Below are 23709 nucleotides of genomic sequence, written 5' to 3'. Positions count from 1 at the left end.
CGGTAAAGGAGCACGCCTTGGCTGCGGTGTTTGCGGCACCGCCGGACAAGTCACGGGTCGCCTTATTCAGGCGTGAAACTGCGGGCCCGATCTTGAACCCTCTATAGATATCACCACCGATCGGGAGGAAGCTCGTGGCGCTCCGCTGAACCTCGTCCAGTCCCGCTCTCTTGCCGAACCAACCATGCCCATGCCGTCAGCGGCCATTCCAATCGGGCCGGGAATCATGCCGGCAGCATCGAGAGCCGTGCGCCGATACTGCTTGAACAATCGATTCTTGGCAGGCTGCAACTTCAGTTCTTGGCGCCGATGCTCTCGGTACTGGGAGGGGTTGACGATGAATGTGTTCGAGATTCCCATTCTGGGCTTGTGGACCGTACCGATTCCAGTTCTCGAGTTGTACTCGTACGCCTGGTTGCAATCCCGGTAGTCGACACGCCCGCAGTAGATGAGCCCCGTCGGGTCGGAGTAGGTCGTGGGGTTGTTGTTCGAGTACGCGTACCCGTTCCACTGCTGCGGGTCCGTGAGATCCATGAGCGGGTCGACCGAGATGAAGCGCCCCGTCTGCGCGTCGTAGTAGCGCGCACCGACCTGCGTGAGCCCTGTGGAGTCTGTGGGCTTGTTGAGGAATCCGCGATCCCCGACCCAGGTGGATGCTGCGGCGCCACGGGGGTTCCCGTACGGGTCGTGGTAGCGCCGCGTGAGCTGGTTGGTCGAGTTGTTGATCGAGATCTCGGCCGTGGCGTGGTGGTCACTGATGAGGGTCCGCACGCCCGCCGAGCCGTTCGCCGTCCGGGAGGCGACGGTCTTGCCTGCGAACGAGTAGTACCGCCAGCGCAAGTCCTCGCCACGATCCGCACACACTTGTAGATTCCCGACAGGCTCCCCGGACCTCGTGGAGCCGGGCTGGGAGGTTTCCTCCAACCGCTTGTCGACTTCCACCACCTCGCGCCGTTCGCGCTGGCCCGTTGCGCCGACGCATCTTCACCCTCGCGAGGACCAGAGTTGACCCGTGCCACCCGGCACCTCACGCCCTTCCCGAGGAGACCCTGTGGCCCGCCCCGTGCGCACCGATCTGCCCGCAGACCTGCCCGCAGACGTCCCCACCCCCGCACACCCCGACCTGTCGGTCTCGCCCCACGCCCCGGCACACCAGCCATCCCGCTGGAGCGTCACCGCATCCGACGCGGCCCGCATCGCGACGTTCGCCGCCCTGACGGCGGTCCTCGGCATGCCGGGGCCTCTGGCCCTGTTCGGCAACGCCGTCCCGATCACGCTCCAGACCCTCGGCGTCATGCTCGCCGGCGCGCTCCTCGGCGCGTGGCGTGGCGCGCTCGCGATGCTCACGTTCCTCGCGCTCGTCGCGGCGGGCCTCCCGCTCCTGTCGGGCGGCCGCGGCGGGCCGGGGGTCTTCGTGGGTCCGTCGGCGGGCTACCTTGTCGGCTTCGTGGTGGGTGCCGCGGTGATCGGGCTGATCGTCCAGCGGTTCACGACCCTGTCCTTCTGGCGTGTCCTGGCGGCGTGCGTCGTGGGCGGCATGCTCGTCATGTACGCCCTGGGTATCCCGCTGCAGTCGCTCGTCACAGGCTTCTCGCTCCGGACGGTCGCGACCGGTGCGCTCATGTACCTCCCGGGCGACCTCGTCAAGGCCGTGGTCGCGGCCTCGGTCACGGTCGGCGTGGTCCGCGCCTACCCCGCGGCCTCCCCGCTGCGCCGCGGTCCGAGGACACAAGAGAACCAGCCCGCCGCGAGCCCTGCGGCCTGATCGACCTACGATCCCCTCATGCCCGTCGCCCACGCCGTCATCGCGCACGCCCGCAGCTCCGCAGGGGGGCGCTGCGCGCTGCGCTCCCCCGATCGCTCTCGCACCTACCGTGCCCTCGCTGCGGACGTCGCGGCGGGAGCCGAGTTCCTGCGGGCGACCGGGACGGCCGTGGGCGACGTCGTCGCGATCTCCCTGCCCGACCCGGTCGACCTCCTCACGGCCCTCCTCGCGGTCGACCTCGCGGGTGCCACTCCCCTCGTCTGCGACCACTCGTGGTCGCGCGCCCAGCGCGCCGAGGTCCTGCGCACCATCGCCCCGGCGGGCTTCGTCGAGGTCCCGCTCCCGCGGGGCAGCGCGACGGACGCGCTCGCCCCGCTCGGCGGCCCGGTCGCGGACAGCGGGCCCGACGACGTCGCTCCCGCCGAGCCATCGGCGTCGGATCTCGCGTGGGCCGGGTTCTCGTCGGGGAGCACGGGCCGGCCGCGCGCGGTGGTGCGCACCCGCGCTTCGTGGACAGGCTCGTTCCCGGCGACCGCGCGACTCACCGGCACCGGTCCCGAGGACACCGTGCTGGTGCCCGGTCCGCTCGCGTCGTCGCTGTACTGCTTCGCGGCCGTGCACGCACTCGCGACGGGGGCGTGCGTCCAGCTCGCCAGGGGCGACGCCGCGATCACGACGGCCCTGGCGACCTCCGACGTCGTGCACCTCGTGCCCTCGGCGCTCGAGCCGATCCTCGACGCGATCGAGGCGGGCGCCCCGAGCCGACTGCGGACCGCCGTGGTCGGGGGCGCGTCGCTGCCGAACGACGTGCGCGAGCGCGCGGCCCGCGCGGAGGTGGGCGTCGTGACGTACTACGGGGCCGTCGAGCTGTCGTTCGTCGCGATCGACACCGACGGCACGGGCCTGCGCCCCTTCCCGGGCGTCGAGGTCGAGGTGCGCGAGCTGCCGGGGGCGACGCTCGGCGAGGTCTGGGTGCGGTCGCCGTGGGTCGCGCAGGGGTATCTCGCCCGCGCGACCGGCCCGTTCCGCCGCGACGGCGAGTGGTGCACGGTGGGCGACCTGGCCGAGGTGCCCGTCCCCGAGCCCACCACGGGAGAGGATGTCCCGCTGGTCCTGCGCGGCCGGGGAGACGGCGCGATCCTCACCGGCGGCGCGACGGTCGTCCCGGAGGACGTCGAGGTCGTGCTGCGCGCGATCCCGGGCGTCGAGGACGTCGTGGTCGTCGGGACCCCGCACCGCCGGCTGGGCGCGGTCGTGACGGCCGTGGTGCAGTGCGCGGACCGGCCGGGGCTCCGCGCGCACCTCGAACGCGTGGCCCGGGCCTCGCTGTCCTCGGCCCAGCGCCCGCGCCACTGGTACGGCGTGCGCGAGCTGCCCCGGACGCCGTCGGGCAAGGCCGCGCGCGGCGCGATCAGCGAGGCGCTGCTGTCCGGGGAGCCCGCGTACGAGGCGCTGCGGTGAGCGCGTCGCCCGACTCCCCCGTGGTCGTCGCCGCGCGGCGGACCTGGATCGGCACGGCGGGCCACGGGCTCGCGGACGTCGGCGCGGTGGACCTCGCCGCGCCGGTCCTGGGCGCAGCCCTCTCCGACCTCTCCGGGGGCCTGGACGTCGACGACGTCGTGCTGGGCAACTGCACGGGACCGGGCGGGAACCTTGCGCGGGTCGCGGTCCTCGCGGCCTCGCTGCGCGACCCGGACGGGCCGTTGACCGAGCGCGTCCCCGGGGTCACGGTCGACCGGCAGTGCGGCAGCGGCCTGGCCGCGATCCTGCTCGCGGCCCAGGGCGTCCGCGCCGGTGACGGCGACGTCGTGCTGGCCGGGGGCGTCGAGAGCGCCTCGACCGCCCCGCTGCGCGCCCACCGCCCGCCGCGCGGATCGGAGAACCTGCCCGTCCCCTACGACCGCGCCCCCTTCACGCCGCCCGAGCTCGGCGACCCCGACATGGGCGCCGCCGCCGACGCCCTGGCCCGCGAGCGGGGCATCGGCCGCGAGCGCCAGGACGCCTATGCCGCACGATCGCACGCACGCGCCCTCGCCGCCCACGCGGCGGGCAGGTTCGCCGACGAGACGGTCCCGGTCGGGACGCTCGACCGCGACGAGCGCGCTCGCCGGCTCGACCCTGCGCTGCTCGCACGCCTCCCGGCCGTGTTCACCCCGGGCGGGACAGTGACCGCGGGCAACGCGAGCCCGCTCAGCGACGGCGCCGCAGCGGTCGTGATCGTCCCGGAGCGGGTGCGCGCCCGCCTGGGGGTGCCCGGCCTGCGGCTCGTCGGCGGCGTGACGCGCGGCTGCGACCCGCGCCTGCCCGGCTGGGGGCCTGTCCCGGCGGTACGCAAGCTCCTGGCCCGTACGGGCCGGAGCATCGACGACGTCGCCGCGATCGAGCTCGTCGAGGCCTTCGCGGCGCAGGTCCTGGCGTTCACGGGCGCGCTCCGACTGCCCGACGACGACGCTCGCCTGTGCGCGGACGGCGGCGCCCTGGCGCTGGGGCACCCGTGGGGGGCGAGCGGCGCCGTGTCGGTCGTGCGGCTGTTCAGCCGACTCGTGCGCGCGGGGGCCCCGGCGGGCTCGCTCGGGCTCGCGGCCGCGGCGGTGGGCGGCGGCCTGGGTGTGGCTGGGTTGTTCGAGGTGGTCCGATGAGAGGGGCACGCATGCACGGGTCGACCGTCGAGAACCAGACACCGGACCCGGCGACCGCGCCCGCCGAGGTGGGCTGCGTCGTCGGGCTCGAGGACGTGCACGTGCGTCTCGGCGAGCGCGACGTCCTGCGCGGGGTCACCGCCCGGTTGCGCGAGCGGCGCATCGGGATCGTCGGCGCGAACGGCTCGGGCAAGAGCACCCTCGCGCGGCTGCTCAACGGACTCGTCCTGCCCACCCACGGCACCGTGCGGGTCGACGGCCTCGACACGCGCCGCTCGGGGGCCCAGGTCAGGCGACGTGTCGGCTTCGTGTTCTCCGACCCCGACGCGCAGATCGTCATGCCCACCGTCGCCGAGGACGTCGCCTACTCGCTGCGACGCAGCGAGCACGACCGCGCCGTCCGCGACCGTCTCGTCGCGGACTGGCTCGAACGCCACGGGCTCGACGGTCACGCCGACCACCCCGCGCACCTGCTCTCGGGCGGCCAGAAGCAGCTCCTCGCGCTCACGTCGGTCCTCGTGACCTCGCCGCGCCTCGTCGTCGCCGACGAGCCGACGACCCTGCTCGACCTGCGCAACACGCGCCGCGTCGCCGCACTGCTGTCCGAGATCCCGCAGCAGGTCGTGCTCGTCTCGCACGACCTCGACCTCATGACGGGCTACGACCGCGTGCTCGTGATCGACGAGGGCCGGGTCGTGGCCGACGACGAGCCCGCACCGGCCGTCGCGTACTACCGGCGGCTCCTGGACGAGCGGCCATGACCCCTGCGAGCGCGGCCCGGCCGAGCACGGCGGCGGGCACGGCCGGTGCCTACGTCGTCGGGCGCTCGCTGCTGCACCGCGCACCCGCAGGACCCAAGCTCGCCGCGCTCATGGTGTGCTCGCTCGCCCTGCTGCTCGTGCGCGACGCCGTGGGCGTGGGCCTCGCGGCCCTCGCGGTCGTGGGGCTCTACGGGTTCGCGGGCCTCGGGTGGCGCAGCGCGTGGGGCCAGGTGCGCCCTCTGCGCATGTTCCTGCCCGTGGTGTTCGCGCTCCAGTGGTGGCTCATGGACCTCACGTCCGCCGCGGTCCTCAGCACGCGCCTCCTGGTGCTCGTGGCGCTCGCGGGCCTCGTGACCTGCACGACGCGGGTCGCCGACCTGCTCGCGGCGATCGAGCGCGGGCTCTCGCCGCTCGGCCGCGTCGGAGTGGACGTCGAGCGCATCGCTCTCGTGCTGGCCCTCGCGCTGCGCAGCGTGCCCGTGATCGCGGACCTCGCGGGACGGGTCCGCGACGCGCAGCGAGCCCGTGGCCACGAACGCGACGTGCGCGCCTTCGCCGTGCCGCTCGTCGTGGGCGCGATGCGGCAGGCCGACGCGCTCGGCGAGGCGCTGCGGGCGCGCGGCTTCGACGACTGACCGTCAGGCCCGCCGCTGCTCGAGCCACTCGATCGCGACGACGCCCTGCCGCCGCTGGAACGCGCGCAGGGTCGGCATGTTCAGCGGGGCGGGGTGGCGCGCCGCGTCGAAGAAGTACCCGGCGAGTCCGGCGAGGAACGCGTCGACGTCCTCGCGCGTGGCCCCCCGGAACAGCGGGTGGGTCGCCGCGATCCGGTCGACGTCGACCGTGCTGCCGTTGACCCGCGCGTCGAGCAGCAGGGTCACGCCGTCGATCCAGCGCGCACCCGTCCCGGCCCAGGGCCAGTCGACGACCCACACGCGGGCGGACGTGTCGACCAGCAGGTTGTCGAACCGCAGGTCGAGGTGGACGAGCCGGTCGCCGTGCGCGGCGCGGGCTGCCCCGGCCGCGAGCGCCTCGAGCTCGTCGAGGTGGCTGGCGGCCCAGGCCGGGAGCGCCGACACGTCACCGTCGGAGCGCAGCCGCGTCCAGCCGTCGAACGACGGGGCGAGCTCGGCCGTCGCCTCGGGGAACGGCGCGGCACCCGAGGGGTCCCGGACCACGGGCTGCTCGAGCAGCGCACCGAGGAGCGCGATGAGCTCGCGGCGCTCGGGCGGCAGACCGGGGTGGCGGCCGTCGACGTCCTCGATCACGAGCGCGACCCACTCGTCGGACTCGTGCGCGCCCAGGAGCCGGGGGGCCGGCGCGGCGTCGGGCAGGCGGCGCAGCACGTCGAGCTCACGGCGGTGGATGTCGTAGGCGTCGGCGCTTCGGGTGCGACTCACGGCCTTGACGAAGGCCCGGTCGCCCGCAGCGGTGCGCACGCGGTCGGCGCTGCCCGGGGAGTACCCGTGCGCCTGGCTCTCGGCCAGGACCACCTCGCTGCCCAGGATCGTCTCGACGTCCGCGCGCACCTGCGGTGCGAGCTCCTGCCAGGTCGTGCGCCGCGTCGAGACGGTGCGTCGTGTCGAGTCCATCCGGGTGACAGTAGTCGGCGCGCGGCGCGGGACCGTTGAGCGCGCGCCCGCGAGTCCTGTCGTGTCCTCGCAGGTCAGCCGCATCACCCGCGCCGAGCGCCTCGCGCGCCTACTTCCCCTCGGGGGTCGGCTGCTTCTCGATCTCGACCCTCGTGAGCTCGGGGGTGAACGCGTACACGTCCTCGCCGTCCGAGGAGATCCACCACTTGCCGCACATCACGGTGCTCGCCTTCTCCTGACCGTCGGGCCACCACGCCGCCAGCAGGGTGGCGTCCGTCCGGAAGTCGTCGGCCGTGAACCCCTCGCGCTCGGGCTGCGGGATGAGCGGGTTCTCGGCCGAGACCGTGGTGCAGTCGGCCGGCAGGCCGTCGAGGCTCCCGCGGTACGTGAGCAGGCGCTCCATGCCCGTGGTGCGGAAGATCCCCTGGACGGTCGCGGCGTCGTCGGGCACCCAGGACGGGACGACCTCGTCGACCTTGCCCGCCTTGCCGGTGTCGAACGCGTAGGTCTTGGTGTGGCCGTCGTTGCGTTCCTCGAGGCTCTCGGAGAGGCCCCCGCACGCGCCGAGCGTGAGGGCTGCGAGGCCGCCGAGGGCGACGACGGCGAGCGTGCGGGGTCGGCGGGCGATGGACGGGGACGTGGTGTTCGTGGTCATGGCATCGACGCTACGGAGTCGCCCGGGGGCGACGCGTCGGGTCCTGGTCGGGTCCTGCGCGCGCTCGTCTGCACCGCTCGCGGGACCCTGTGGCAGGCGGTCTCCCTCTCTCGTCGCAGGCCGAGGGCGAGTCCCCCAGGGTCATCCCCTAGTCGCCGAGATGCCGGATTCGTCGCGTACGCCCCATCGGCCATCCGGCGGCCCTCGTCCCGTCGGCCGCCGTTCACCGGCCGGTCACCGGCCGGGCCTAGGTTCCGAGCGTCCGCCCTGCGCCCTGCGGGGCCATCGGAACGAGGAGCACGGAATGCGCGTGGTTCACCAGTCCCGCCTGCGGCACCCGAGGTCGGCCGGGATCGTGGCCGTCGGCCTCACGGTCGCGGTCGCCGCCGGGACGTTCGGGGTCGTCGGCACCGCCGTCGCGGCCCCCGACCCGTCCGTCCCCCCTGCCGTCACGCTCTCGCCGCTCGGCACGTACTCGACGGGCCAGCTCGACGAGTCCGCGGCGGAGATCGTCGCGTTCCACGCGGCCTCCACGCGACTGTTCGTCGTCAACGCCCAGTCCGGGAAGGTCGACGTCCTCGACGCCCGGGACCCTTCGGCCCCGACCCGCCTGTTCGAGCTCGCGGTCGGCGGCACGGCTTCCGCGGACGGCTCGGTCGTCGCGGCCGACGCCGTCGTGAACTCGGTCGCGATCCGCCCCGACGGCCTCGCGGTGGCCGCGGTCGAGTCGAGCACCAAGACCGACGACGGCTGGCTCGTCCTCTTCGACGCGGCCGCGCCCGTGACCACGCCGGGGGCCGCCCCCGCGAACGCGATCCTCGGCGCCGTGCGCGTGGGCGCGCTGCCCGACATGGTGACGTTCTCGCCCGACGGCTCGCGCATCGCGGTCGCGAACGAGGGCGAGCCTGCGGACGACTACAGCGTCGACCCCGAGGGCTCGATCTCGATCGTCACGGCCCCCGCCGGCCTCGCGAGCGCCGCCCAGGCGGACGTCCGCACGGCGACGTTCCACGCGTTCGAGGCGGGTGGCGCCAAGCCGCTCCCGGCCGGGGTCCGCGTGTTCGGCGGCCGGGAGGCCGCGGGCACCGGCACACCTGATCGCCCGGTGTCGGAGAACCTCGAGCCCGAGTACATCGCGTGGGACGCGACCGGCACCCTCGCCTACGCGAGCGTCCAGGAGGCGAACGCGCTCGCGGTCGTCGACGTCGCGAGCGCGACCGTGACGGACCTGCTGCCGCTCGGGGCGCAGGACCACGCCGCCGCGGGCACGGGCCTCGACGCGTCCGACAAGGACGGGAAGATCGACATCCGCGCGTGGCCGGTCAAGGGCCTCTACCAGCCCGACACGATCGCCTCCTACCAGGCGGGCGGCGCGACGTACCTCGTCACGGCCAACGAGGGCGACTCGCGCGACTGGGCCGGGTACTCCGAGGTCGCGCGCGCCAAGGACCTCGGCAAGAAGGGTGTCCCGGGTCTGTGCGCCGACGCGTTCTCGACGTTCGTCGGCGCACCCGGCAACCCGGCGACGCTCGCCGACCTCACCGCGGACGCCCACCTGGGCCGGCTCAACGTCAGCACCGCGAGCGGGCTGCGCGCCGACGGCTCGTGCTACGAGGAGCTGTACTCGTACGGATCGCGCTCGTTCTCGATCTGGTCGACAGACGGCCGTCAGGTCTTCGACTCGGGCGACGCGTTCGAGCAGCTCGTGGCCTCGGTCAACCCCGACTTCTTCAACTCGAACCACACCGCGTCCGGGTTCGACGGGCGCAGCGACGACAAGGGCCCCGAGCCCGAGGGGCTCGCGCTGGGCGCGGTCGGCGGTCGCACGTACGCGTTCATCGGCTTCGAGCGCGTGGGCGGCATCGCGGTCTTCGACATCACCGACCCCGCGCGCGCGACCTCCGTGTCCTACGTCAACCACCGCGACTTCTCGGTGAGCGCCGAGGCGACGCCCGAGAGGCTCGCCGAGGCAGGCGACCTGGGTCCCGAGGGCCTCACGTTCGTCCCCGCGAGCGACTCGCCCACGGGCGCGCCGCTGCTCGCGGTCGGGAACGAGATCTCGGGCACCACGACGTTCTACGGCGTCGACGTCCCCGGGGCCGAGCCCGACGACGGGCGGATCGACCTCACGGTCACCATCCCCGCCGCACCCGTCGAGCCGGGCGAGTTCGTGTGGACGATCGACGGCGGCAGCCGCGTCGTGGACCTCGGCACGGCCCGGCTCGCGGGCGACCACCTCGCGGCCACGGGACGGCTGAGCGCCGTGACGGTCACCGACACCCGTGCGACGGCTCCCGCATGGTCCGTCTCGGCCCAGGTCGACGACTTCACGAGCGGCGCCGGCGCGGGTGCGCGCACGCTGCCCGGCAAGCACCTCGGCTGGACCCCGTCGCTCGTGACGGCGGGCGGCGGGACGCTCGCGGGCGCCCCCGTGGCCTCGGGTCTCGTGAGCGGCAACGGCCTCGCCGACTCGGCCCTCCTCGGCTCGGCCGCAGCCGGGCACGAGCTGGGCAGCGCGGTCCTCGGGGCCGACCTCGACCTGCGCTTCCCGGTCGACGCCGCCGCGGGCACGTACACCGCGACACTCACGCTGACCGCGATCGGCTGACCGGCCGTGGATCGTCGCGCCGCGGCCGCCCGTCGTCGTCGCAGTGCGGCGGCCGTCCTCGCCGGGGTGGTGGCAGCGCTGCTGTCGACCGCCCCGGCCGGGGCCCTCGAAGCGCCCGACGGCGCAGCACCGGTCGAGCCCGTGCCGGTCGGCGAACCCGTCAGCTGGGGCGTGGCCCCCGCCTCGGCCCCGACGTTCGACCTCGTCCTCGACCCCGGGGCCACGGTCACCGACGAGCTCGTCGTGACCAACCACGGCGACGTCCCGCTCGACCTCGCGGTCTACGCGGCCGACGCCTTCACCTCGCCCACGGGTGCTCTCGACGTCCTGCCCGCGGGCACGCCGTCCGAGGACCTGGGCGCCTGGATCACCCCGGACGCCGCGCGCGTCGCGGTAGGCCCGGGCGAACGGGTCACGGTCCCCTTCACCCTGACCGTCCCGGCCGGGGCGACGCCCGGCGACCACACGGCCGCGCTCGTCACCTCGCTCGTGACGGGGGCGGGCGAGGGCGGGGTCGCGGTCGACCGGCGCCTCGGCACGCGAGTCCTGGTCAGGGTCGCGGGCGACCTCGTCCCGTCGGCGGCGATCACGGCCGTCCATGCCGCCTACACCGGGGCGTGGAACCCCGCGGGCACCGGGGACGCGCAGGTCTCGTACACCGTGACCAACACGGGCAACGTGCGCCTCAAGGGCCCGCTCTCGGCGACGGTCGCGAGCGGTGTCGGCAGCGTGTCGGTCCCGCTGGGCGACCTGCCCGAGCTCCTTCCGGGCGACGCGATCACCCTCACGGGGACGGTGAGCGGCGTCGCGCCGCTCGGGTGGCTCAGCGCGTCCGTGACTCTCGCGCCCGTCGTCGCCACCCCGGCGAGCACCACCCTGCCCGACGGCGCCGCCTCCCACCCCGTGCCCCTCGCCACGGGCGAGGGGCACCTGTGGGCGGTCCCGTGGTCGGCGCTCGCCCTGGCGACCCTGCTGGTCGGTGCGGTCCTGGGCTGGCGGGCGCTGCGCCGTCGGGCACGCGTACGGTTCGAGGCCGCGGTCGACGCGGCCCTCGCAGCCCGTTGAGTGCGTGATTCGGCTGCGACTCGCCGGGCGTGTCGCAGCCGAACCATGCACTCAACGGCCGGCGGCCTCCGCGGGCTCGGCGGCCTCCTCGGTCGCGGACGCGCGCGAGCCCCTGAGCGAGAGCAGCATCGAGACCGCGAGCCCCGCCGCGGTGACCCCGACGAGCAGACGGTAGTCGACCGCGCCGACGACGGCCGCCGCGACCACGGTCATGACGAGCTGCGGCACGTTGAGCAGCATGTTCGTCGCGGCCGACGTGCGGCCCTGGAGCGTCGGCGGGGTCTTGAGCTGGCGCTCGGTCACGAACCCCACGATCGCCCACGTGACACCCAGCCCGATCGCCCCCATCCCCACGATGATCGCGACGAGGTTCGTGCCCAGGGTGGGCAGGATCCCGAGCGTCACGATCCCCAGCGCGAGGGCGACCAGGCGCTGCGACCCGATCCTCGTGATCATGCGTGCGGCCGTGAGCCCCGCGACGATCGCCGTGACGCCCTGGACGCTCGAGATCGGCCCGAGCATCTCCGGGCCAAGTCCCAGTCCGTTCTCGATGACCGCGAAGCTCACCGCGTTGAGCACGCCCACGGCCCCGAACGCGACCGCGAGCGCAACGGTCAGGACGCCGAGCGGCGCGGTGCGGATCAGGTGCCGGAAGCCCGCGGTGACCTCGGCGAGTAACGGCTCACGCTCGTCCTGCGGCGTCGGCGGGGTCTCGACGAGCACGATCCGGGACACGAAGAACGCCGCGACCACGAACGCCACGACGGCCGAGACCACGAGAGGCAGCGGCCCGACGGCGACGTACACGCCCGCACCGATGACCGGCATGACGAGGCGGAACGTCTGGTCGATCGTCGTGAGGCGGCCGTTGGCTGCCCCGAGCGCCTCGTCGGGCAGCAGGTCGCGGATGAGCCCGGACTGGGCCGCGGCCGTCGCGAAACCGATCCCGGAGTACAGCACCGTGACGACGAAGATCAGCCACACCTGGTCCGGCCCCCTGACCGCGAACAGCGAGAGCAGCGAGACCGCGCCGACGAGGTAGGCGACGATCATCATGCGGCGGCGCGAGACGCGGTCGGCGACCTGGCCGAGCAGCGGCGAGACGAGCGCCGGGAGGCCCAGCGCCGCGAACACGAGGCCCGCGGTGCCGTTCGAGCCCGTGAGGTCCTTGACCCACACCGCGAAGATGACCGCGAGGACCGAGTCGGCGAAGTTCGTGAAGCCCCACGCGACCGTCAGGAGGCGGAAGGGGCGCGTGCGCAGGGCCTGCTTGACCAGTGCCGCGGTGCCGGTGTCGGTGTCCGTGTCCGTGCTCATGCGTCGGCCTCCTCGCCGGTCGGCAGCTCGACCGTGACCGAGCCGGGGGTGGACGCGCTCGTGCCGGGAGCGGCAGGGTCCACGGCGGACACCGGAGCGTCCGGGTCGAAGGGGTCCGCGTTGACGACACCGAAGAGCCGTGCGGGCCGCGATCCCTCGGGGCGCAGCTCGGGGTGCGCCCAGCGGCCCTCGAAACGGTCGGTGATCGCCTGGAGCTCGCGCGAGAGCTCGGTGAGCTCGGCAGGCGTCGCCCAGAACGAGCTCTTGGTCATGACGGACGCGAGCAGCCACTCGTGGGGCTGGCGGGGCGCGCCGTCGATCCAGTGCGCGATCCGCGCGGCCTCCTGGTCGACGACGATCCGCGCGAGCTCGCCCGCGGCACGCAGCGACTCGGGCTGCTCGGGGTCGTAGCGGCTGGTGCGACCGGTACCCACGGGCTTCCACGGCTTCTCGCGCCCCACCCTTTCGGCCGGTTCGACGAACCCGTACTTGGCGAGCATCCGCAGGTGGAACGAGCAGCTCGCGACCGACTCCCCCGTGACCTCCGCGCAGCGCGTGGCCGTGGCCTGACCCTCGTCGTCGAGCAGGTCGAGGATCGCGAGGCGCAGCGGGTGCGCCAGGGCGCGGATGCGCTCCGGGTCGGAGGTCGTGACGGCCTCGTCTCGCTGCGCCGGAGCCGGGGGCTGCGCGGGCTGGTGAGCGGCGTCGTCGGGCGGGGTGGTCTGCGGCATGACAGCCACGGTACAACTCTAAAGAAGTCTTGCGCAAGACTTCTATAGAGTCACATGAGCACCTGGCTCTCCTGCCGCAGGTCGTGCAGCCGGTCGATCACGACCACTCCCCCGAGCACCGCCACGGCCAGGCTCGCACCGGCCAGGACGTCCGTCACGAAGTGGTAGCCGAGGTAGAGCCTGCTCCCACCGACCACGACGATCACGACGACGCTCACCACGACCCACAGCGCGAACACGATCCGCCGCTGCCGCCCCTCCTTCCACTGCCGCCACACGAGGTATCCCCCGACGAGCACGAGGGTCGCCGCGCCGATCGTGTGCCCCGACGGGAACGAGAAGCTGCGCTCGACGCCCGCGACGACCATCGCGGACTCGTCCGGTCGCGGTCGGGCCACGAGCGCCTTGAGGACCGTCGAGACGAGCGTCGAGGTGATCATGGCCCCGACGAGCAACCCCGGCTCCCACCAGCGCTTGGTCGCGAGCCCCCACCACAGACAGCCCACGGCCACGAGGATCGGCAGCACCACGGGCCCGAACATGTTGGTGATGAACGTCAGCACGGTCGTCGCGGCCGCGCTCCGGTGCGCGACCATCCACTCCAGCACCACGTCGTCGGTGAACCAGAGGTCGTCGCGCTCGCGCACGGAGTCGTAGACGACCAGAAACCCCAGGACGCCGATCACGATCAGGACCAGGCCCGGCAGCGCGGCGACCAGCCGCGAGCGCCACACGTCCCGCCCGCCCGACGGCGCCGCCTCCCCCGCACTCAGGTCACCTCGGGCGTCACGCGCCTCGTCGTCAGGGTTCATCCCGAGAGCCTAGGGAGAAAAAGGGGTGCGCCGCTCGGTGAGGAGGTGGAAGTGTGGCACCCATCACCGCGGTGGCGTCCGTCCGGTCAGTACCGGGCGGTGGAGGGCCCGGCCAGGTCCACGAATCCGACGTCACGAGAGACACCACCATGCATCCCCAGCTCATGTACGACGTCGCCGACCTCGGTCGGCGCGAACAGCTCCAGGAGCAGACCCGCCGCCGCAGCTCGCTGCGCCGGGTGACGACGCGCCTCCCGGAGCACACCCGGCGATCCCGCCGACCCCGTCACACCGCATGACGCGGCTCGACCCTCCGGCGCCGCCCGCCCACCGGGTCCCCGCACGCCGAAGGCCCTGACTCCTCACGGGAGCCAGGGCCTTCGCGCTGTCCGCGGACTCGCGTCAGGCGCGCTCGGCGCGCTCGGCCAGGACGGCGTCCACCTCGCGCAGGAAGTCGGGGAGGTCGCCCGGGTTGCGGGACGTCACGAGCGTCCACCCGCCGGCGTCGTCCCGGACCACCGACCGGTCCTGCCAGGTGCCGCCCGCGTTGCGCACGTCGGTCCGCAGCGACGGGTAGGTCGTCAGGGTCTTGCCCTCGAGCACGCCCGCCTCGACGAGCACCCACGGACCGTGGCAGATGGCCGCGACCGGTCGCCCGGTGGTCGTGAACGACGTCACGGCGGCGATCGCCTCGTCCTCGAGCCGCAGCGAGTCGGCGTTGAGCGTGCCGCCGGGGACGAGCAGCAGGTCGTAGCCCGCAGGGTCGACGTCCTGCAGCCGGAGGGTGGGCGCGACCGTCGTCCCCGGGTCCTTGTCACCCACGAGGGTCTCGACGGGGTCGATCGTCACGGCCGCGACGTCGACGGCCGCCCCTGCCGACCGCAGGTGCTCGAGCGGCACCACCAGCTCGTCCTGCTCGACGCCGTAGTTCGTCACGATCGCCAGGACGCGACGGCCCGCCAGGTCGGTGTCAGCCATGGTTGTCTCCTTCTCGTCGTCGTCAGAGCACCCGGGTGCGGTCGCATCCAGGTCCTCCTCGACCGTAGGTCGGGCCCGTCCGGCTCGCAGCACGGGCGTCCAGGGCCTCGGCCCCGGCCCCCACGGCCTAGGCTGTGGGCGTGAGCCCCGTGAACACCAACGACCGCATCGTGTGGATCGACTGCGAGATGACCGGCCTCGACCTGGGCGCCGACGCGCTCATCGAGGTCGCCGCCGTCGTCACCGACTCCGAGCTGAACGTCCTGGGCGAGGGGGTCGACGTCCTCATCACCCCGCCGGACGAGGCGATCGAGCAGATGGGTGACTTCGTCCGCGAGATGCACACCACCTCGGGGCTGCTCGAGGAGCTGCCGGGCGGCACGACCATGGCCGACGCGCAGTCCCGCGTGCTGGAGTACATCCGCACCTGGGTGCCCGAGCCGGGCAAGGCCCCGCTCGCGGGGAACTCGGTCGGCACCGACAAGACGTTCCTCGAGCGGGACATGCCGGAGCTGGTCGGCCACCTGCACTACAGGATCGTCGACGTCTCCTCGATCAAGGAGCTCGCGCGTCGCTGGTACCCGCGGGTCTACTTCGCGTCCCCGGCCAAGACGGGCGGTCACCGTGCCCTGGGCGACATCCTCGACAGCATCGACGAGCTGCGCTACTACCGCGAGGCCCTGTTCGTGCCCCAGCCCGGCACGGACTCGCGGACGGCAAAGGCGATCGCCGAGCGGATCAAGGCGACGAGCGTGGGCACGACGCTCGGGACGATCGTCGCGCCCTTGCCAGGAGCCGCCGCGGGAGACACCGCAGCCCCCGGTTCGGCGCCCGCCGGGGCCGACGCCGAAAACCTGTCCTGAGACCCCTCAGAAACCAGGTACACTTTTCGACGGCTGCTAGAACGGTTCCTCGGAACCCGAGCAGGCCGTGGTGGGTATAGCTCAGCTGGTAGAGCACCTGGTTGTGGTCCAGGGGGTCGCGGGTTCAAGTCCCGTTACTCACCCCACGGGAAGAGGCTCCTCGCGTTCGCGCGAGGGGCCTCTTCTGCTTCCAGCACGCCGCATCACCCCCGCGAGACGCCCCCGCGGCGGCTGTGATTCCGCTCACCGGTGGCGGCTTCGCCTGCCCGTCCTACAGTGGGTGAGGTGTCAGCCCCCGCGAACACTGCCGTCCGTGGTGAGCACCAGCACGCGCAGGCCGTGGCCTCGTTGGTGCGCTCCGCCGCTGCCGTCGACCCCGGTCGCCCCTTGCGCCTCGCCAAGCGGACGACGAACCTGTTCCGCCCCCGGCGCCCGTCCCCTGGTCCCGGCCTCGACGCGTCGGGCCTGACGGGGGTGATCTCGGTCGACGACGCCGCTGGCACGGCAGACGTCCAGGGCATGTGCACGTACGAGGACCTGGTCGCGGTGACGCTGCCGCAGGGGCTGGTCCCGACCGTCGTCCCGCAGCTGCGCACGATCACGGTGGGCGGCGCCCTGGCGGGGCTCGGCATCGAGTCGAGCTCGCTGCGCAACGGCCTGCCGCACGAGGCGGTCCTCGAGATCGACGTCCTGACGCCGTCCGGCGAGCTCGTCACGGCCGGGCCCACGGGCGAGCACGCCGATCTCTTCCACGCGTTCCCCAACTCGTACGGGACCCTGGGGTACGCGACACGCGTGCGGCTGCGCCTCGACCGGACCGAGCCGTTCGTCGCGGTCCGCAACGTGCGCTTCGGGTCGGTCGCGGAGGTCGCTGCGGCGGTCGGCAAGATCGCGGCGGACGGCTCGTGGGACGGGCAGCGGGTCGACTTCTGCGACGGGGTCCTGTTCGCCCCGGGCGAGGTGTACCTGTGCCTGGGCCGCTTCGCGTCGCGTGAGGAGGCCCGGTCGCTCGCGCCTGCGCCGAGCGACTACACGGGGCAGCGTATCTACTACCTCTCGGTGCGTGAACGTCCGCTCGACGTGCTGAGCACCCACGACTACCTCTGGCGCTGGGACACGGACTGGTTCTGGTGCTCGCGTGCGTTCGGGGTGCAGAACCCGTTGGTGCGCAGGCTGTGGCCGCGCCGGTGGCGACGCTCGGACGTCTACCGCCGGATCGTGGGCCTCGACGAGCGCCTTGACCTCACGGGCCGGCTCGCGGACCTTCGCCGTCGGCCGCGCAACGAACGGGTGGTCCAGGACGTCGAGGTGCCCCTCGACCAGCTCGAGAGCTTCATGGCGTGGTTCACGGGCCACGTCCCCATGACGCCCGTGTGGCTGTGCCCCCTGCGGCTCGCCTCTCCCGAGCCGTGGCCGCTGTACCCGCTCGAACCGCACCGCGTGTACGTCAACGTGGGCTTCTGGGGCGGCGTGCCGATCGCCGAGGGAGGGCGCGACGGCGACGTGAACCGCCTGATCGAGATGGCGGTCGCGGTGCGGCACGGCCACAAGTCGCTCTACTCGACCTCGACGTACGGGCGCGAGACGTTCGACACCTTGTACGGCGGCATCGACTACGCGGCCGTCAAGGACCGCTACGACCCGGCGGGGCGCACGCCGACGCTCTACGAGAAGGCGGTGCAGGGAGCATGACGCAGATCGCGGTGGCCGAGGTCCTCGACGAGCTGGCGGAGGGCCCGTTGCCGTTCGGCTTCAGCGCGTACGACGGGTCGAGCGCAGGTCCGGCGGACGCCCCGTTCCACGTGCACCTGGCGAACGAGCGGGGTTTGCGGTACGTCGCGACGTCGCCCGGGGGGCTGGGGCTCGGCCGCGCGTACGTCGCGGGCGACCTGCAGGTGGACGGGGTGCCGGGCGGCGACCCGTACCCGTTGCTCCGGGCGGCCGCCGACGGGCTGCGCCTGCGCCGCCCGAGCCCTGTGGAGGTGGCCCGGTGGGCGCGCGGTCTGGGCCTGGGCGTCCTGCGGCCTCCGGAGCCGCCGCCCGAGGAGCACCTGTCGCGCCTGCGCCGGCTGACCGAGGGGCTGCGGCACTCGCGACAGCGGGACGCCGAGGCGATCAGCCACCACTACGACGTCTCGAACACGTTCTACGAGCGCGTCCTGGGGCCGTCCATGACGTACACGTGCGCGTGCTTCCCCACGTCGCAGGCGACGCTCGAGGAGGCGCAGGAGCACAAGTACGGGCTGGTCGCGGGCAAGCTGGGCCTGCGCAGGGGCATGCGCCTGCTCGACGTCGGGTGCGGCTGGGGCGGCATGGTCCGGCACGCGGCGCGTGCGGGGGTGCGGGCGCTGGGGGTCACGCTGTCCCGGCAGCAGGCCGAGTGGGCGCAGGCCCGGATCGAGGCCGAGGGGCTGGCGGACCTCGCGGAGGTCCGGTACGGCGACTACCGCGACGTGACCGACGGCGGCTTCGACGCCGTGAGCTCGATCGGGCTGACCGAGCACATCGGTGTCGCGAACTACCGCGCGTACTTCACGTTCCTCCAGGGTCGCCTGCGTGACGGCGGCCGGTTGCTCAACCACTCGATCACGCGCCCGACCAACACGGCCCGTCCTCGCGCGGGTGGTTTCATCGACCGGTACGTCTTCCCGGACGGGGAGCTCACGGGCTCAGGCCGGATCATCTCGACCATGCAGGACGTGGGTCTCGAGGTGCGGCACGAGGAGAACCTGCGCGAGCACTACGCGATGACGCTGCGCGAGTGGGGCGCGAACCTCACCCGGCACTGGGACGAGTGCGTGGCCGACGTCGGGATCGGCACGGCCCGCGTCTGGGGCTTGTACATGGCCGGCTCGCGGCTCGCGTTCGAGCGCAACGAGATCCAGCTCCACCAGGTGCTCGCGGTGCGCCCCGAGCCGGGCGGGGCGTCGGGCTTCCCGCTGCGCCCGGACTGGACCCCGTAGGCCCGACGGCGCCGCGCCCCTCTCCGCGGCGCCTCCCGGTCGGGCGCGGGTCGGGCAGGGTCGCGCGACGGCCCCGGGGTCAGGACCCGTCGCGGGCCGCCGTGAGGTGCGTGTGCGCGCACCGCCACCCGTCGGCGCCCCGGACGAACACGTCGGTGATCCACTCGTCGGAGGCGAACGCCTGGCCCTGGTAGTGGCCGGTGTTCGTGCCGCGGCCGACGAGCACGGCGACGTCGCCCAGCGAGCGGACGCTGCCGGTGATCTTGCTCATCGACTCGTGCGTGAGGTCGCCTGATCGCACGAGGGCCAGGAAGCCCTCCCGGGACGTGGTGCCGTCCTCGCCGACGATCAGCCAGTCGTCGGTCATGAACCGGCCGATCGCGTCGGCGTCGTTGGCCACGATGGCGTGCCCCCAGTCCGCCTCGACGGCTTCCAGCTCGCCCTGCAGGTCGTGGTCGGTGTCGTGTCCCATGCCACCCTCCTGGTGCTCACGGACCCGTTTCGGAGGGCCGCTCGGGACCTTGGTCCCGGGCCCGGGAAACCTTCGGCCCTACGCTCGGGGACGGCCCGTCCGGTCGTTCCTCCCGGCATTGACACTCTGTCATCTCCGCGTGACGGAGGCCACAGAATCTCGCTTGTGAAGACGTTCACAAGGTCTGTAGGGTCGACTTATCGAAGCGCTCCCAGCATAGGGATCGCAACGAAGTTCGATCCTTTCGCACCTCATCTCAGGTCGCCTCGACCTCTTCTTCTGGGAGTCACACCATGAGCACCAGCACCGCTGGTCCCGCCCGCTCCGTCCGCCTCATCGGCCTCGTCACGATGATCGCAGGCCTCGTGCTGCTGCTCGCCGGCGCAGCCACCTGGGCCACCATCACCTCGCAGCTGGCCGCCGAGAAGATCACGGTCTCCGAGGACGCGTCGATGCTCGCCGGCTCGCCGGTCCGCGGCCCCTTCAGCGCCTACGCCCAGGCCGAGATCATCAACGAGCACGCGCTCAAGATGAGCGAGGGCAAGACCTACGCCGAGCTCGACAAGGAAGACCCGACCCGCGCGACGGTCATGAACGGCTCGTTCCTCCGCGCCTCGCTCTTCACCTCGGTCGTCTCCTACGGCGTCAGCGCACTGGTCATGGGCCTCGGTGTCCTGTTCGGTCTCCTCGGCTACGCCCTGCGTCGCATCGGAGCAGCCCCCGCACTGAGCGTCGGCACCGCGAACCCCACCCCTGAGGTCGTCAACGCCTGACACAGCAGCACCAGCACGACCAGCTCGGCAGATCACCCGGCAAGAATCTCCCGGCATGGTGAAGGCCCGACGAGCAACCGCTCGTCGGGCCTTCATCACGTCCGGGGTCGGGCGCCGTGACGTGCGCCCGTCGATCGAGGGGCCCTGGGACGCCCCCGGCGGTCAGGCCTCGGGGCTCGCCACGAGCCGCCGCGCCACCGCGTCCGCGAAGCGGTCGAGCGATCCCTTGCCGAGCGAGAAGAAGAGCGAGGGCTCGGTGAGCTCGGCCTCGATGACCATGGGGGCGCCGTCGTCCCCGTTCACCAGGTCGACGCGCGCGTAGAGGTTGGGCTCCTGCCCCGGGACGGCCTTCGCCGCGACCGCGAGCGCCTGCTCGGCGACCGCGAGCTGCTCGGGGCTCGCCTCGAAACGGCTCATCTCCTCCTGCTTGTACAGGCCCTGGGTGGGACGGTGCGGACCGGTGAGCAGGGCGTTCTTGCGCACGGCGTGCGAGAACTCGCCGTCGACGAAGATCAGGCCGGTCTCCCCCGCGGTGTCGACGCTGCGGACGTACGGCTGGACCATGACCTGACGGCCGGAGGCCAGGAGGTTCTTGGCGTGCTGGATCGCGAGCCCGCGCGAGTGCGCCTCGCCGGACTGGTAGCGCCCCGTGTCCTTGGCCCCGGCGCTCACGACAGGCTTGATGACGAAGTCGCCCTGCGCGGGCAGGCGCGTGTGGATGGCGCGCGAGGACAGGTTCTGGCTCGGGTCGAGCCAGAGCGTCGGGATGACCGGGACGCCCTGCTCCTCGAGCTCCTTGAGGTAGCGCTTGTCGGTGTTCCAGCTGATGACGGCGGCGGGGTTGAGCACACGACCGGCACGCTCGGCCCACTCGACGAACTCGTCGCGACGGGGCGCGTAGTCCCAGGCCGAGCGCACGACCACCGCGTCGAACGACGACCAGTCGACCGACTCGTCGTCCCACACCGACGGCACGGCCTCGATGCCCCGGGCGGCGAGCGCTCCCACGAGGGGGGCGTCGTCCGGGTCGAGGTGGGGCAGGACGGAGCAGGTGGCGATGGCGATGCGCGCGGTGGTGGTCACGCGTACGAGCCTAGACGCCCCGCGCGCACCGTACACGCGCGGGCGGTGAGATCTCCGTCGCGCCCCCTAGGCCGCAGCGGCGTCCGCGGTGCGACGCAGGGCGGCGAGGATCCCGTCCGCGGTGAGGGACCCGACGACGTCGCCCGCCTCGTCCGCGACGGGCACCCGGCCCATCGCGGCCCCGGGCAGCGCCGCGATCGCCTCGAAGGCGACGGACAGCGGCGCGCCCAGGCGGATCGGGTCGGGGGCGGGCGCCGAGATGAGGTCGACGCTCTCGAGGTCTGCGCGCTGCACCATCGCGAGCCCGAGCATGCGAACGGGCGCGCCCTCTCCGATGAACTCCCGCACGGCGTCGCTCGCGGGGTGGGCCAGGACGGTCAGGGGCTCGGCGAGCTGTTCGAGGTGCCCGCCGAAGCTGAAGACCGCGATGCGGTCGGCGAGGTGGACGGCCTCGTCGATGTCGTGCGTCACGAACAGGACCGTGGTCCCGAGCTCGCGCTGGATACGCCGGAACTCGGTCTGGAGCCTTCGGCGCCCGGCAGGGTCGACGGCACCGAAGGGCTCGTCCATGAGCAGGACCGGCGGGTCCGTCGCGAGGGCCCGGGCCACGCCGACGCGCTGGCGCTCGCCGCCCGAGAGCTCGTGCGGGTAGCGCTTGGCGTAGGTGTCGGGGGCAAGACCGACGAGCTCGAGCAGCTCGCCGACCCGTGAGCGGGTCCGTGCCTTGTCCCAGCCGAGCAGCCCCGGGACGGTCGCGACGTTCTGGGCGACGGTGCGGTGCGGGAACAGGCCGACGTTCTGGATCACGTACCCGATCCGCCGCCGCAGGGCCACGGGGTCCCCCTGCGTGATGTCCTCGCCGCTCAGCAGGATGCGCCCGGCCGACGGCTCGACGAGGCGGTTGGTCATGCGCAGCGTCGTGGACTTCCCGCAGCCGGACGGCCCGACGAGCGCGAGCATCTCGTGCTCGCGCACGCTCAGGGACAGGTCGCCCACGGCGACCGTCCCGTTGGGGTACTCCTTGCGGACGCCGTCGAACACGATCGCCGCCTCGTCGGTGATCGTCGGGAACGCTGGGGTGGCCTCGGTGGTGCCGGTCGGGGTGCTCGCCATGCCACGACGCTACCCGGCGCGCCACCCCGTCGCGCGAGCGGTGGGCGGCTCGGGATAGGTTCGACGGCATGCCGCCCAACCCGTGGTTCTCTTGGAGCTACGTCCAGAACAACTGGGGAGAGATCTCCCAGGCGCTCGTCGAGCACACGACGATCACCATCCAGGCCGTGCTGATCGCCCTGGTCATCGCCCTGCCGCTCGCGGCGCTCGCGCACCGTGTGCGCTGGCTCGCCGTCCCCGTGCTCGGCACGACGGGCGTCATGTACACGATCCCCTCCCTCGCGCTGTTCTCGATCCTCGTCCCGTTCACGGGGATCGGTCGGACCCCCGTGCTCATCGGTCTCGTGATGTACGCCCTGCTCATCCTGGTGCGCAACGTCCTGGTGGGTCTGCAGGGCGTCGACCCGGACGTACGCGACGCGGCCAAGGGCCTGGGCTACGGGCCCACGCGGCTGCTGGCAGCGGTCGAGATCCCGAACGCGCTGCCGAGCATCATGACCGGCGTGCGGCTCGCGACGGTCTCGACCGTGGCGCTCGTCACGGTCGGGTTCGTGGCGGGGTACGGCGGGCTGGGCACCCTGATGTTCCGCGGCTTCCGGTCGAGCTACAACGCCCAGATCATGACGGCCACGCTCCTGTGCCTGCTGCTGGCCGTCGTGCTCGACCTGCTGCTTCTCCTGCTGGGCCGGGTCCTGACACCGTGGTCGCGCACCCGTGCGCCGGGCTCGACGGCCCGCCCGACGGGACGGGGCACGACCGAGGCGGCGGTCGCGCAGGCGGCCGAAACGGCGAGCGAGCGGACCGCATGAACGTCGTCGAGGAAGCCCTGACGTGGCTCAACGACCCGCTCAACTGGACCGGCCCCGACGGGCTGCTGGTCCGCACGGGCGAGCACCTGGAGATGACCGCGATCGCGGTCCTCCTGGCCGCCCTGATCGCGCTGCCCGCGGGCATCTGGCTCGGCCACTCGGGCAAGGGCGCAGGGCCGACGATCGTGATCGTCAACACCTCGCGCGCGCTGCCGACGTTCGGGATCCTGCTGATCCTCGCGGCGGGCGGGCTGTTCGGTGACCGGGCCGCGGTCATCTCGGCCGTGATCTTCGCGATCCCGCTCATCCTCGCGAACGCCTACACGGGCGTCGCCGAGGTCGACCCCGACGTCAAGGACGCGGCGCGCGGCATGGGCATGAGCTCGCAGCGCTCGCTGTGGCTCGTCGAGCTGCCGCTCGCGGTGCCGTTGGTCGCGGCGGGGCTGCGGACCGCGATCGTGCAGGTCATCGCGGTGCTGACGCTCGCGGCGTTCGTCGGTGGCGGGGGGCTCGGCGTGCCCCTGCGCGTCGGGTTCTCCAACCAGCGCTACGGGCAGGTCCTCGCGGTGGGCGTCGTGATCGCGGTGCTGTGCCTCGTCGTCGACGCGGTCCTCGCGCTCGTCCAGCGGGCCGTGACCCCCGCGCCGCTGCGCGTGAAGGCGGGCACCGTGCGCTGAGGTCCCCCTCGGGTTGCCGGGGCCCTCCCTCGG

The 23709-nt window shown here is 73.2% G+C and carries 23 protein-coding genes and 1 tRNA gene; 14 read left to right on the top strand and 10 right to left on the bottom strand.

Going from position 1 to position 23709, the window contains the following annotated elements; translation table 11 throughout:
• Positions 1–66: 66 nt before the first annotated feature.
• Entirely contained in the window at positions 67–942 is an 876-nt protein-coding gene (locus tag WFH32_RS01425; RefSeq protein WP_336705992.1) for an RHS repeat-associated core domain-containing protein, read from the bottom strand.
• 109 nt (positions 943–1051) lie between these two features.
• On the opposite strand from WFH32_RS01425, the gene WFH32_RS01420 reads away from it, so the two are divergent.
• The 5 genes from WFH32_RS01420 to WFH32_RS01400 are packed head-to-tail and all read left to right on the top strand — an operon-like array spanning position 1052 to position 5800.
• On the top strand, positions 1052–1765 hold the full coding sequence (locus WFH32_RS01420) for a biotin transporter BioY (RefSeq protein WP_336705991.1): 714 nt from the start codon (positions 1052–1054) through the stop codon (positions 1763–1765).
• An 18-nt stretch (positions 1766–1783) separates the two neighbouring features.
• Entirely contained in the window at positions 1784–3226 is a 1443-nt protein-coding gene (locus WFH32_RS01415) for an AMP-binding protein (protein WP_336705990.1), read from the top strand.
• Positions 3223–4404 carry a thiolase family protein gene (locus WFH32_RS01410; protein WP_336705989.1) on the top strand — a complete coding sequence of 394 codons (1182 nt, stop codon included), beginning with the start codon at positions 3223–3225 and terminating at the stop codon, positions 4402–4404. Before WFH32_RS01415 ends, WFH32_RS01410 begins: the two co-directional genes overlap by 4 nt.
• Before the next feature lie 11 nt (positions 4405–4415).
• The gene (locus WFH32_RS01405) at positions 4416–5165 is read left to right on the top strand and encodes an energy-coupling factor ABC transporter ATP-binding protein (RefSeq protein ID WP_336705988.1); all 750 of its coding nucleotides are present in this window, start codon (positions 4416–4418) and stop codon (positions 5163–5165) included.
• A complete protein-coding gene (locus tag WFH32_RS01400) occupies positions 5162–5800 on the top strand; it encodes an energy-coupling factor transporter transmembrane component T family protein (RefSeq protein WP_191796169.1) in 639 nt (212 codons plus the stop codon). The genes WFH32_RS01405 and WFH32_RS01400 overlap by 4 nt, the downstream gene beginning before the upstream one ends.
• Before the next feature lie 3 nt (positions 5801–5803).
• Here the strand turns inward: WFH32_RS01400 and WFH32_RS01395 are convergent, their stop codons facing one another.
• On the bottom strand, positions 5804–6757 hold the full coding sequence (locus WFH32_RS01395; RefSeq protein ID WP_336705987.1) for a phosphotransferase: 954 nt from the start codon (positions 6755–6757) through the stop codon (positions 5804–5806).
• Positions 6758–6866: 109 nt separating this feature from the next.
• The gene (locus WFH32_RS01390) at positions 6867–7412 is read right to left on the bottom strand and encodes a hypothetical protein (RefSeq protein ID WP_336705986.1); all 546 of its coding nucleotides are present in this window, start codon (positions 7410–7412) and stop codon (positions 6867–6869) included.
• Between the two features lie 304 nt (positions 7413–7716).
• On the opposite strand from WFH32_RS01390, the gene WFH32_RS01385 reads away from it, so the two are divergent.
• Both WFH32_RS01385 and WFH32_RS01380 read left to right on the top strand, forming a co-directional pair.
• On the top strand, positions 7717–10020 hold the full coding sequence (locus WFH32_RS01385) for a choice-of-anchor I family protein (RefSeq protein WP_336705985.1): 2304 nt from the start codon (positions 7717–7719) through the stop codon (positions 10018–10020).
• Between the two features lie 6 nt (positions 10021–10026).
• The gene (locus WFH32_RS01380; RefSeq protein WP_336705984.1) at positions 10027–11085 is read left to right on the top strand and encodes a WxL protein peptidoglycan domain-containing protein; all 1059 of its coding nucleotides are present in this window, start codon (positions 10027–10029) and stop codon (positions 11083–11085) included.
• A gap of 51 nt (positions 11086–11136) precedes the next feature.
• Here the strand turns inward: WFH32_RS01380 and WFH32_RS01375 are convergent, their stop codons facing one another.
• The 4 genes from WFH32_RS01375 to WFH32_RS01360 all read right to left on the bottom strand — a co-directional run bounded on the left by WFH32_RS01375 (position 11137) and on the right by WFH32_RS01360 (position 14923).
• Entirely contained in the window at positions 11137–12402 is a 1266-nt protein-coding gene (locus tag WFH32_RS01375) for an MFS transporter (protein WP_336705983.1), read from the bottom strand.
• A complete protein-coding gene (locus WFH32_RS01370) occupies positions 12399–13133 on the bottom strand; it encodes an ArsR/SmtB family transcription factor (protein WP_225228050.1) in 735 nt (244 codons plus the stop codon). The genes WFH32_RS01375 and WFH32_RS01370 overlap by 4 nt, the downstream gene beginning before the upstream one ends.
• A 50-nt stretch (positions 13134–13183) precedes the next feature.
• Complete coding sequence (locus tag WFH32_RS01365) at positions 13184–13945, bottom strand: phosphatase PAP2 family protein (protein ID WP_336705982.1); 762 nt, start codon at positions 13943–13945, stop codon at positions 13184–13186.
• Between the two features lie 402 nt (positions 13946–14347).
• The gene (locus WFH32_RS01360) at positions 14348–14923 is read right to left on the bottom strand and encodes a DJ-1/PfpI/YhbO family deglycase/protease (protein WP_336705981.1); all 576 of its coding nucleotides are present in this window, start codon (positions 14921–14923) and stop codon (positions 14348–14350) included.
• Positions 14924–15111: 188 nt separating this feature from the next.
• On the opposite strand from WFH32_RS01360, the gene orn reads away from it, so the two are divergent.
• The 4 genes from orn to WFH32_RS01340 all read left to right on the top strand — a co-directional run bounded on the left by orn (position 15112) and on the right by WFH32_RS01340 (position 18749).
• Entirely contained in the window at positions 15112–15786 is a 675-nt protein-coding gene (gene orn, locus WFH32_RS01355) for an oligoribonuclease (RefSeq protein WP_442946293.1), read from the top strand.
• Positions 15787–15856: 70 nt separating this feature from the next.
• A tRNA-His gene (locus WFH32_RS01350) sits at positions 15857–15932 on the top strand.
• 139 nt (positions 15933–16071) lie between these two features.
• On the top strand, positions 16072–17478 hold the full coding sequence (locus WFH32_RS01345) for an FAD-binding oxidoreductase (RefSeq protein WP_336705979.1): 1407 nt from the start codon (positions 16072–16074) through the stop codon (positions 17476–17478).
• On the top strand, positions 17475–18749 hold the full coding sequence (locus WFH32_RS01340) for a class I SAM-dependent methyltransferase (RefSeq protein WP_336705978.1): 1275 nt from the start codon (positions 17475–17477) through the stop codon (positions 18747–18749). Before WFH32_RS01345 ends, WFH32_RS01340 begins: the two co-directional genes overlap by 4 nt.
• A 79-nt stretch (positions 18750–18828) precedes the next feature.
• Here the strand turns inward: WFH32_RS01340 and WFH32_RS01335 are convergent, their stop codons facing one another.
• Positions 18829–19221, bottom strand: a complete 393-nt coding sequence (locus tag WFH32_RS01335; protein WP_336705977.1) for a nuclear transport factor 2 family protein — start codon at positions 19219–19221, stop codon at positions 18829–18831.
• A gap of 293 nt (positions 19222–19514) precedes the next feature.
• Between WFH32_RS01335 and WFH32_RS01330 the strand changes: the two genes are divergently transcribed.
• Positions 19515–19994: an aromatic ring-opening dioxygenase LigA gene (locus tag WFH32_RS01330; RefSeq protein ID WP_138825011.1), complete on the top strand. Its 480-nt coding sequence runs from the start codon at positions 19515–19517 to the stop codon at positions 19992–19994.
• 162 nt (positions 19995–20156) lie between these two features.
• Here the strand turns inward: WFH32_RS01330 and WFH32_RS01325 are convergent, their stop codons facing one another.
• The gene (locus WFH32_RS01325) at positions 20157–21077 is read right to left on the bottom strand and encodes an ATP-grasp domain-containing protein (RefSeq protein ID WP_336705976.1); all 921 of its coding nucleotides are present in this window, start codon (positions 21075–21077) and stop codon (positions 20157–20159) included.
• A gap of 66 nt (positions 21078–21143) precedes the next feature.
• Positions 21144–22190, bottom strand: a complete 1047-nt coding sequence (locus WFH32_RS01320; RefSeq protein WP_191796180.1) for an ABC transporter ATP-binding protein — start codon at positions 22188–22190, stop codon at positions 21144–21146.
• Positions 22191–22258: 68 nt separating this feature from the next.
• On the opposite strand from WFH32_RS01320, the gene WFH32_RS01315 reads away from it, so the two are divergent.
• Positions 22259–22999 carry an ABC transporter permease gene (locus tag WFH32_RS01315; RefSeq protein ID WP_336705975.1) on the top strand — a complete coding sequence of 247 codons (741 nt, stop codon included), beginning with the start codon at positions 22259–22261 and terminating at the stop codon, positions 22997–22999.
• Positions 22996–23676, top strand: coding sequence for an ABC transporter permease (locus WFH32_RS01310; RefSeq protein WP_191796182.1), 681 nt, complete (start codon positions 22996–22998; stop codon positions 23674–23676). The genes WFH32_RS01315 and WFH32_RS01310 overlap by 4 nt, the downstream gene beginning before the upstream one ends.
• Positions 23677–23709: the final 33 nt, after the last annotated feature.

The sequence above is a fragment of the Oerskovia sp. USHLN155 genome, from assembly GCF_037145535.1.
Classification (GTDB): Bacteria; Actinomycetota; Actinomycetes; order Actinomycetales; family Cellulomonadaceae; genus Oerskovia; species Oerskovia rustica.
Note: the sequence above shows the minus strand (reverse complement) of the source record. Positions and strands in the feature narration are given on the sequence as shown.

Coding starts and splice junctions, on each gene's coding strand:
- orn (WP_442946293.1), top strand. CDS start 15,112: ATGACCGGCCTCGACCTGGGCGCCGACGCGCTCATCGAGGTCGCCGCC.
- WFH32_RS01340 (WP_336705978.1), top strand. CDS start 17,475: ATGACGCAGATCGCGGTGGCCGAGGTCCTCGACGAGCTGGCGGAGGGC.
- WFH32_RS01415 (WP_336705990.1), top strand. CDS start 1,784: ATGCCCGTCGCCCACGCCGTCATCGCGCACGCCCGCAGCTCCGCAGGG.
- WFH32_RS01330 (WP_138825011.1), top strand. CDS start 19,515: ATGAGCACCAGCACCGCTGGTCCCGCCCGCTCCGTCCGCCTCATCGGC.
- WFH32_RS01335 (WP_336705977.1), bottom strand. CDS start 19,221: ATGGGACACGACACCGACCACGACCTGCAGGGCGAGCTGGAAGCCGTC.
- WFH32_RS01365 (WP_336705982.1), bottom strand. CDS start 13,945: ATGAACCCTGACGACGAGGCGCGTGACGCCCGAGGTGACCTGAGTGCG.
- WFH32_RS01315 (WP_336705975.1), top strand. CDS start 22,259: ATGCCGCCCAACCCGTGGTTCTCTTGGAGCTACGTCCAGAACAACTGG.
- WFH32_RS01310 (WP_191796182.1), top strand. CDS start 22,996: ATGAACGTCGTCGAGGAAGCCCTGACGTGGCTCAACGACCCGCTCAAC.
- WFH32_RS01385 (WP_336705985.1), top strand. CDS start 7,717: ATGCGCGTGGTTCACCAGTCCCGCCTGCGGCACCCGAGGTCGGCCGGG.
- WFH32_RS01375 (WP_336705983.1), bottom strand. CDS start 12,402: ATGAGCACGGACACGGACACCGACACCGGCACCGCGGCACTGGTCAAG.
- WFH32_RS01360 (WP_336705981.1), bottom strand. CDS start 14,923: ATGGCTGACACCGACCTGGCGGGCCGTCGCGTCCTGGCGATCGTGACG.
- WFH32_RS01405 (WP_336705988.1), top strand. CDS start 4,416: ATGCACGGGTCGACCGTCGAGAACCAGACACCGGACCCGGCGACCGCG.
- WFH32_RS01400 (WP_191796169.1), top strand. CDS start 5,162: ATGACCCCTGCGAGCGCGGCCCGGCCGAGCACGGCGGCGGGCACGGCC.
- WFH32_RS01395 (WP_336705987.1), bottom strand. CDS start 6,757: ATGGACTCGACACGACGCACCGTCTCGACGCGGCGCACGACCTGGCAG.
- WFH32_RS01320 (WP_191796180.1), bottom strand. CDS start 22,190: ATGGCGAGCACCCCGACCGGCACCACCGAGGCCACCCCAGCGTTCCCG.
- WFH32_RS01390 (WP_336705986.1), bottom strand. CDS start 7,412: ATGACCACGAACACCACGTCCCCGTCCATCGCCCGCCGACCCCGCACG.
- WFH32_RS01370 (WP_225228050.1), bottom strand. CDS start 13,133: ATGCCGCAGACCACCCCGCCCGACGACGCCGCTCACCAGCCCGCGCAG.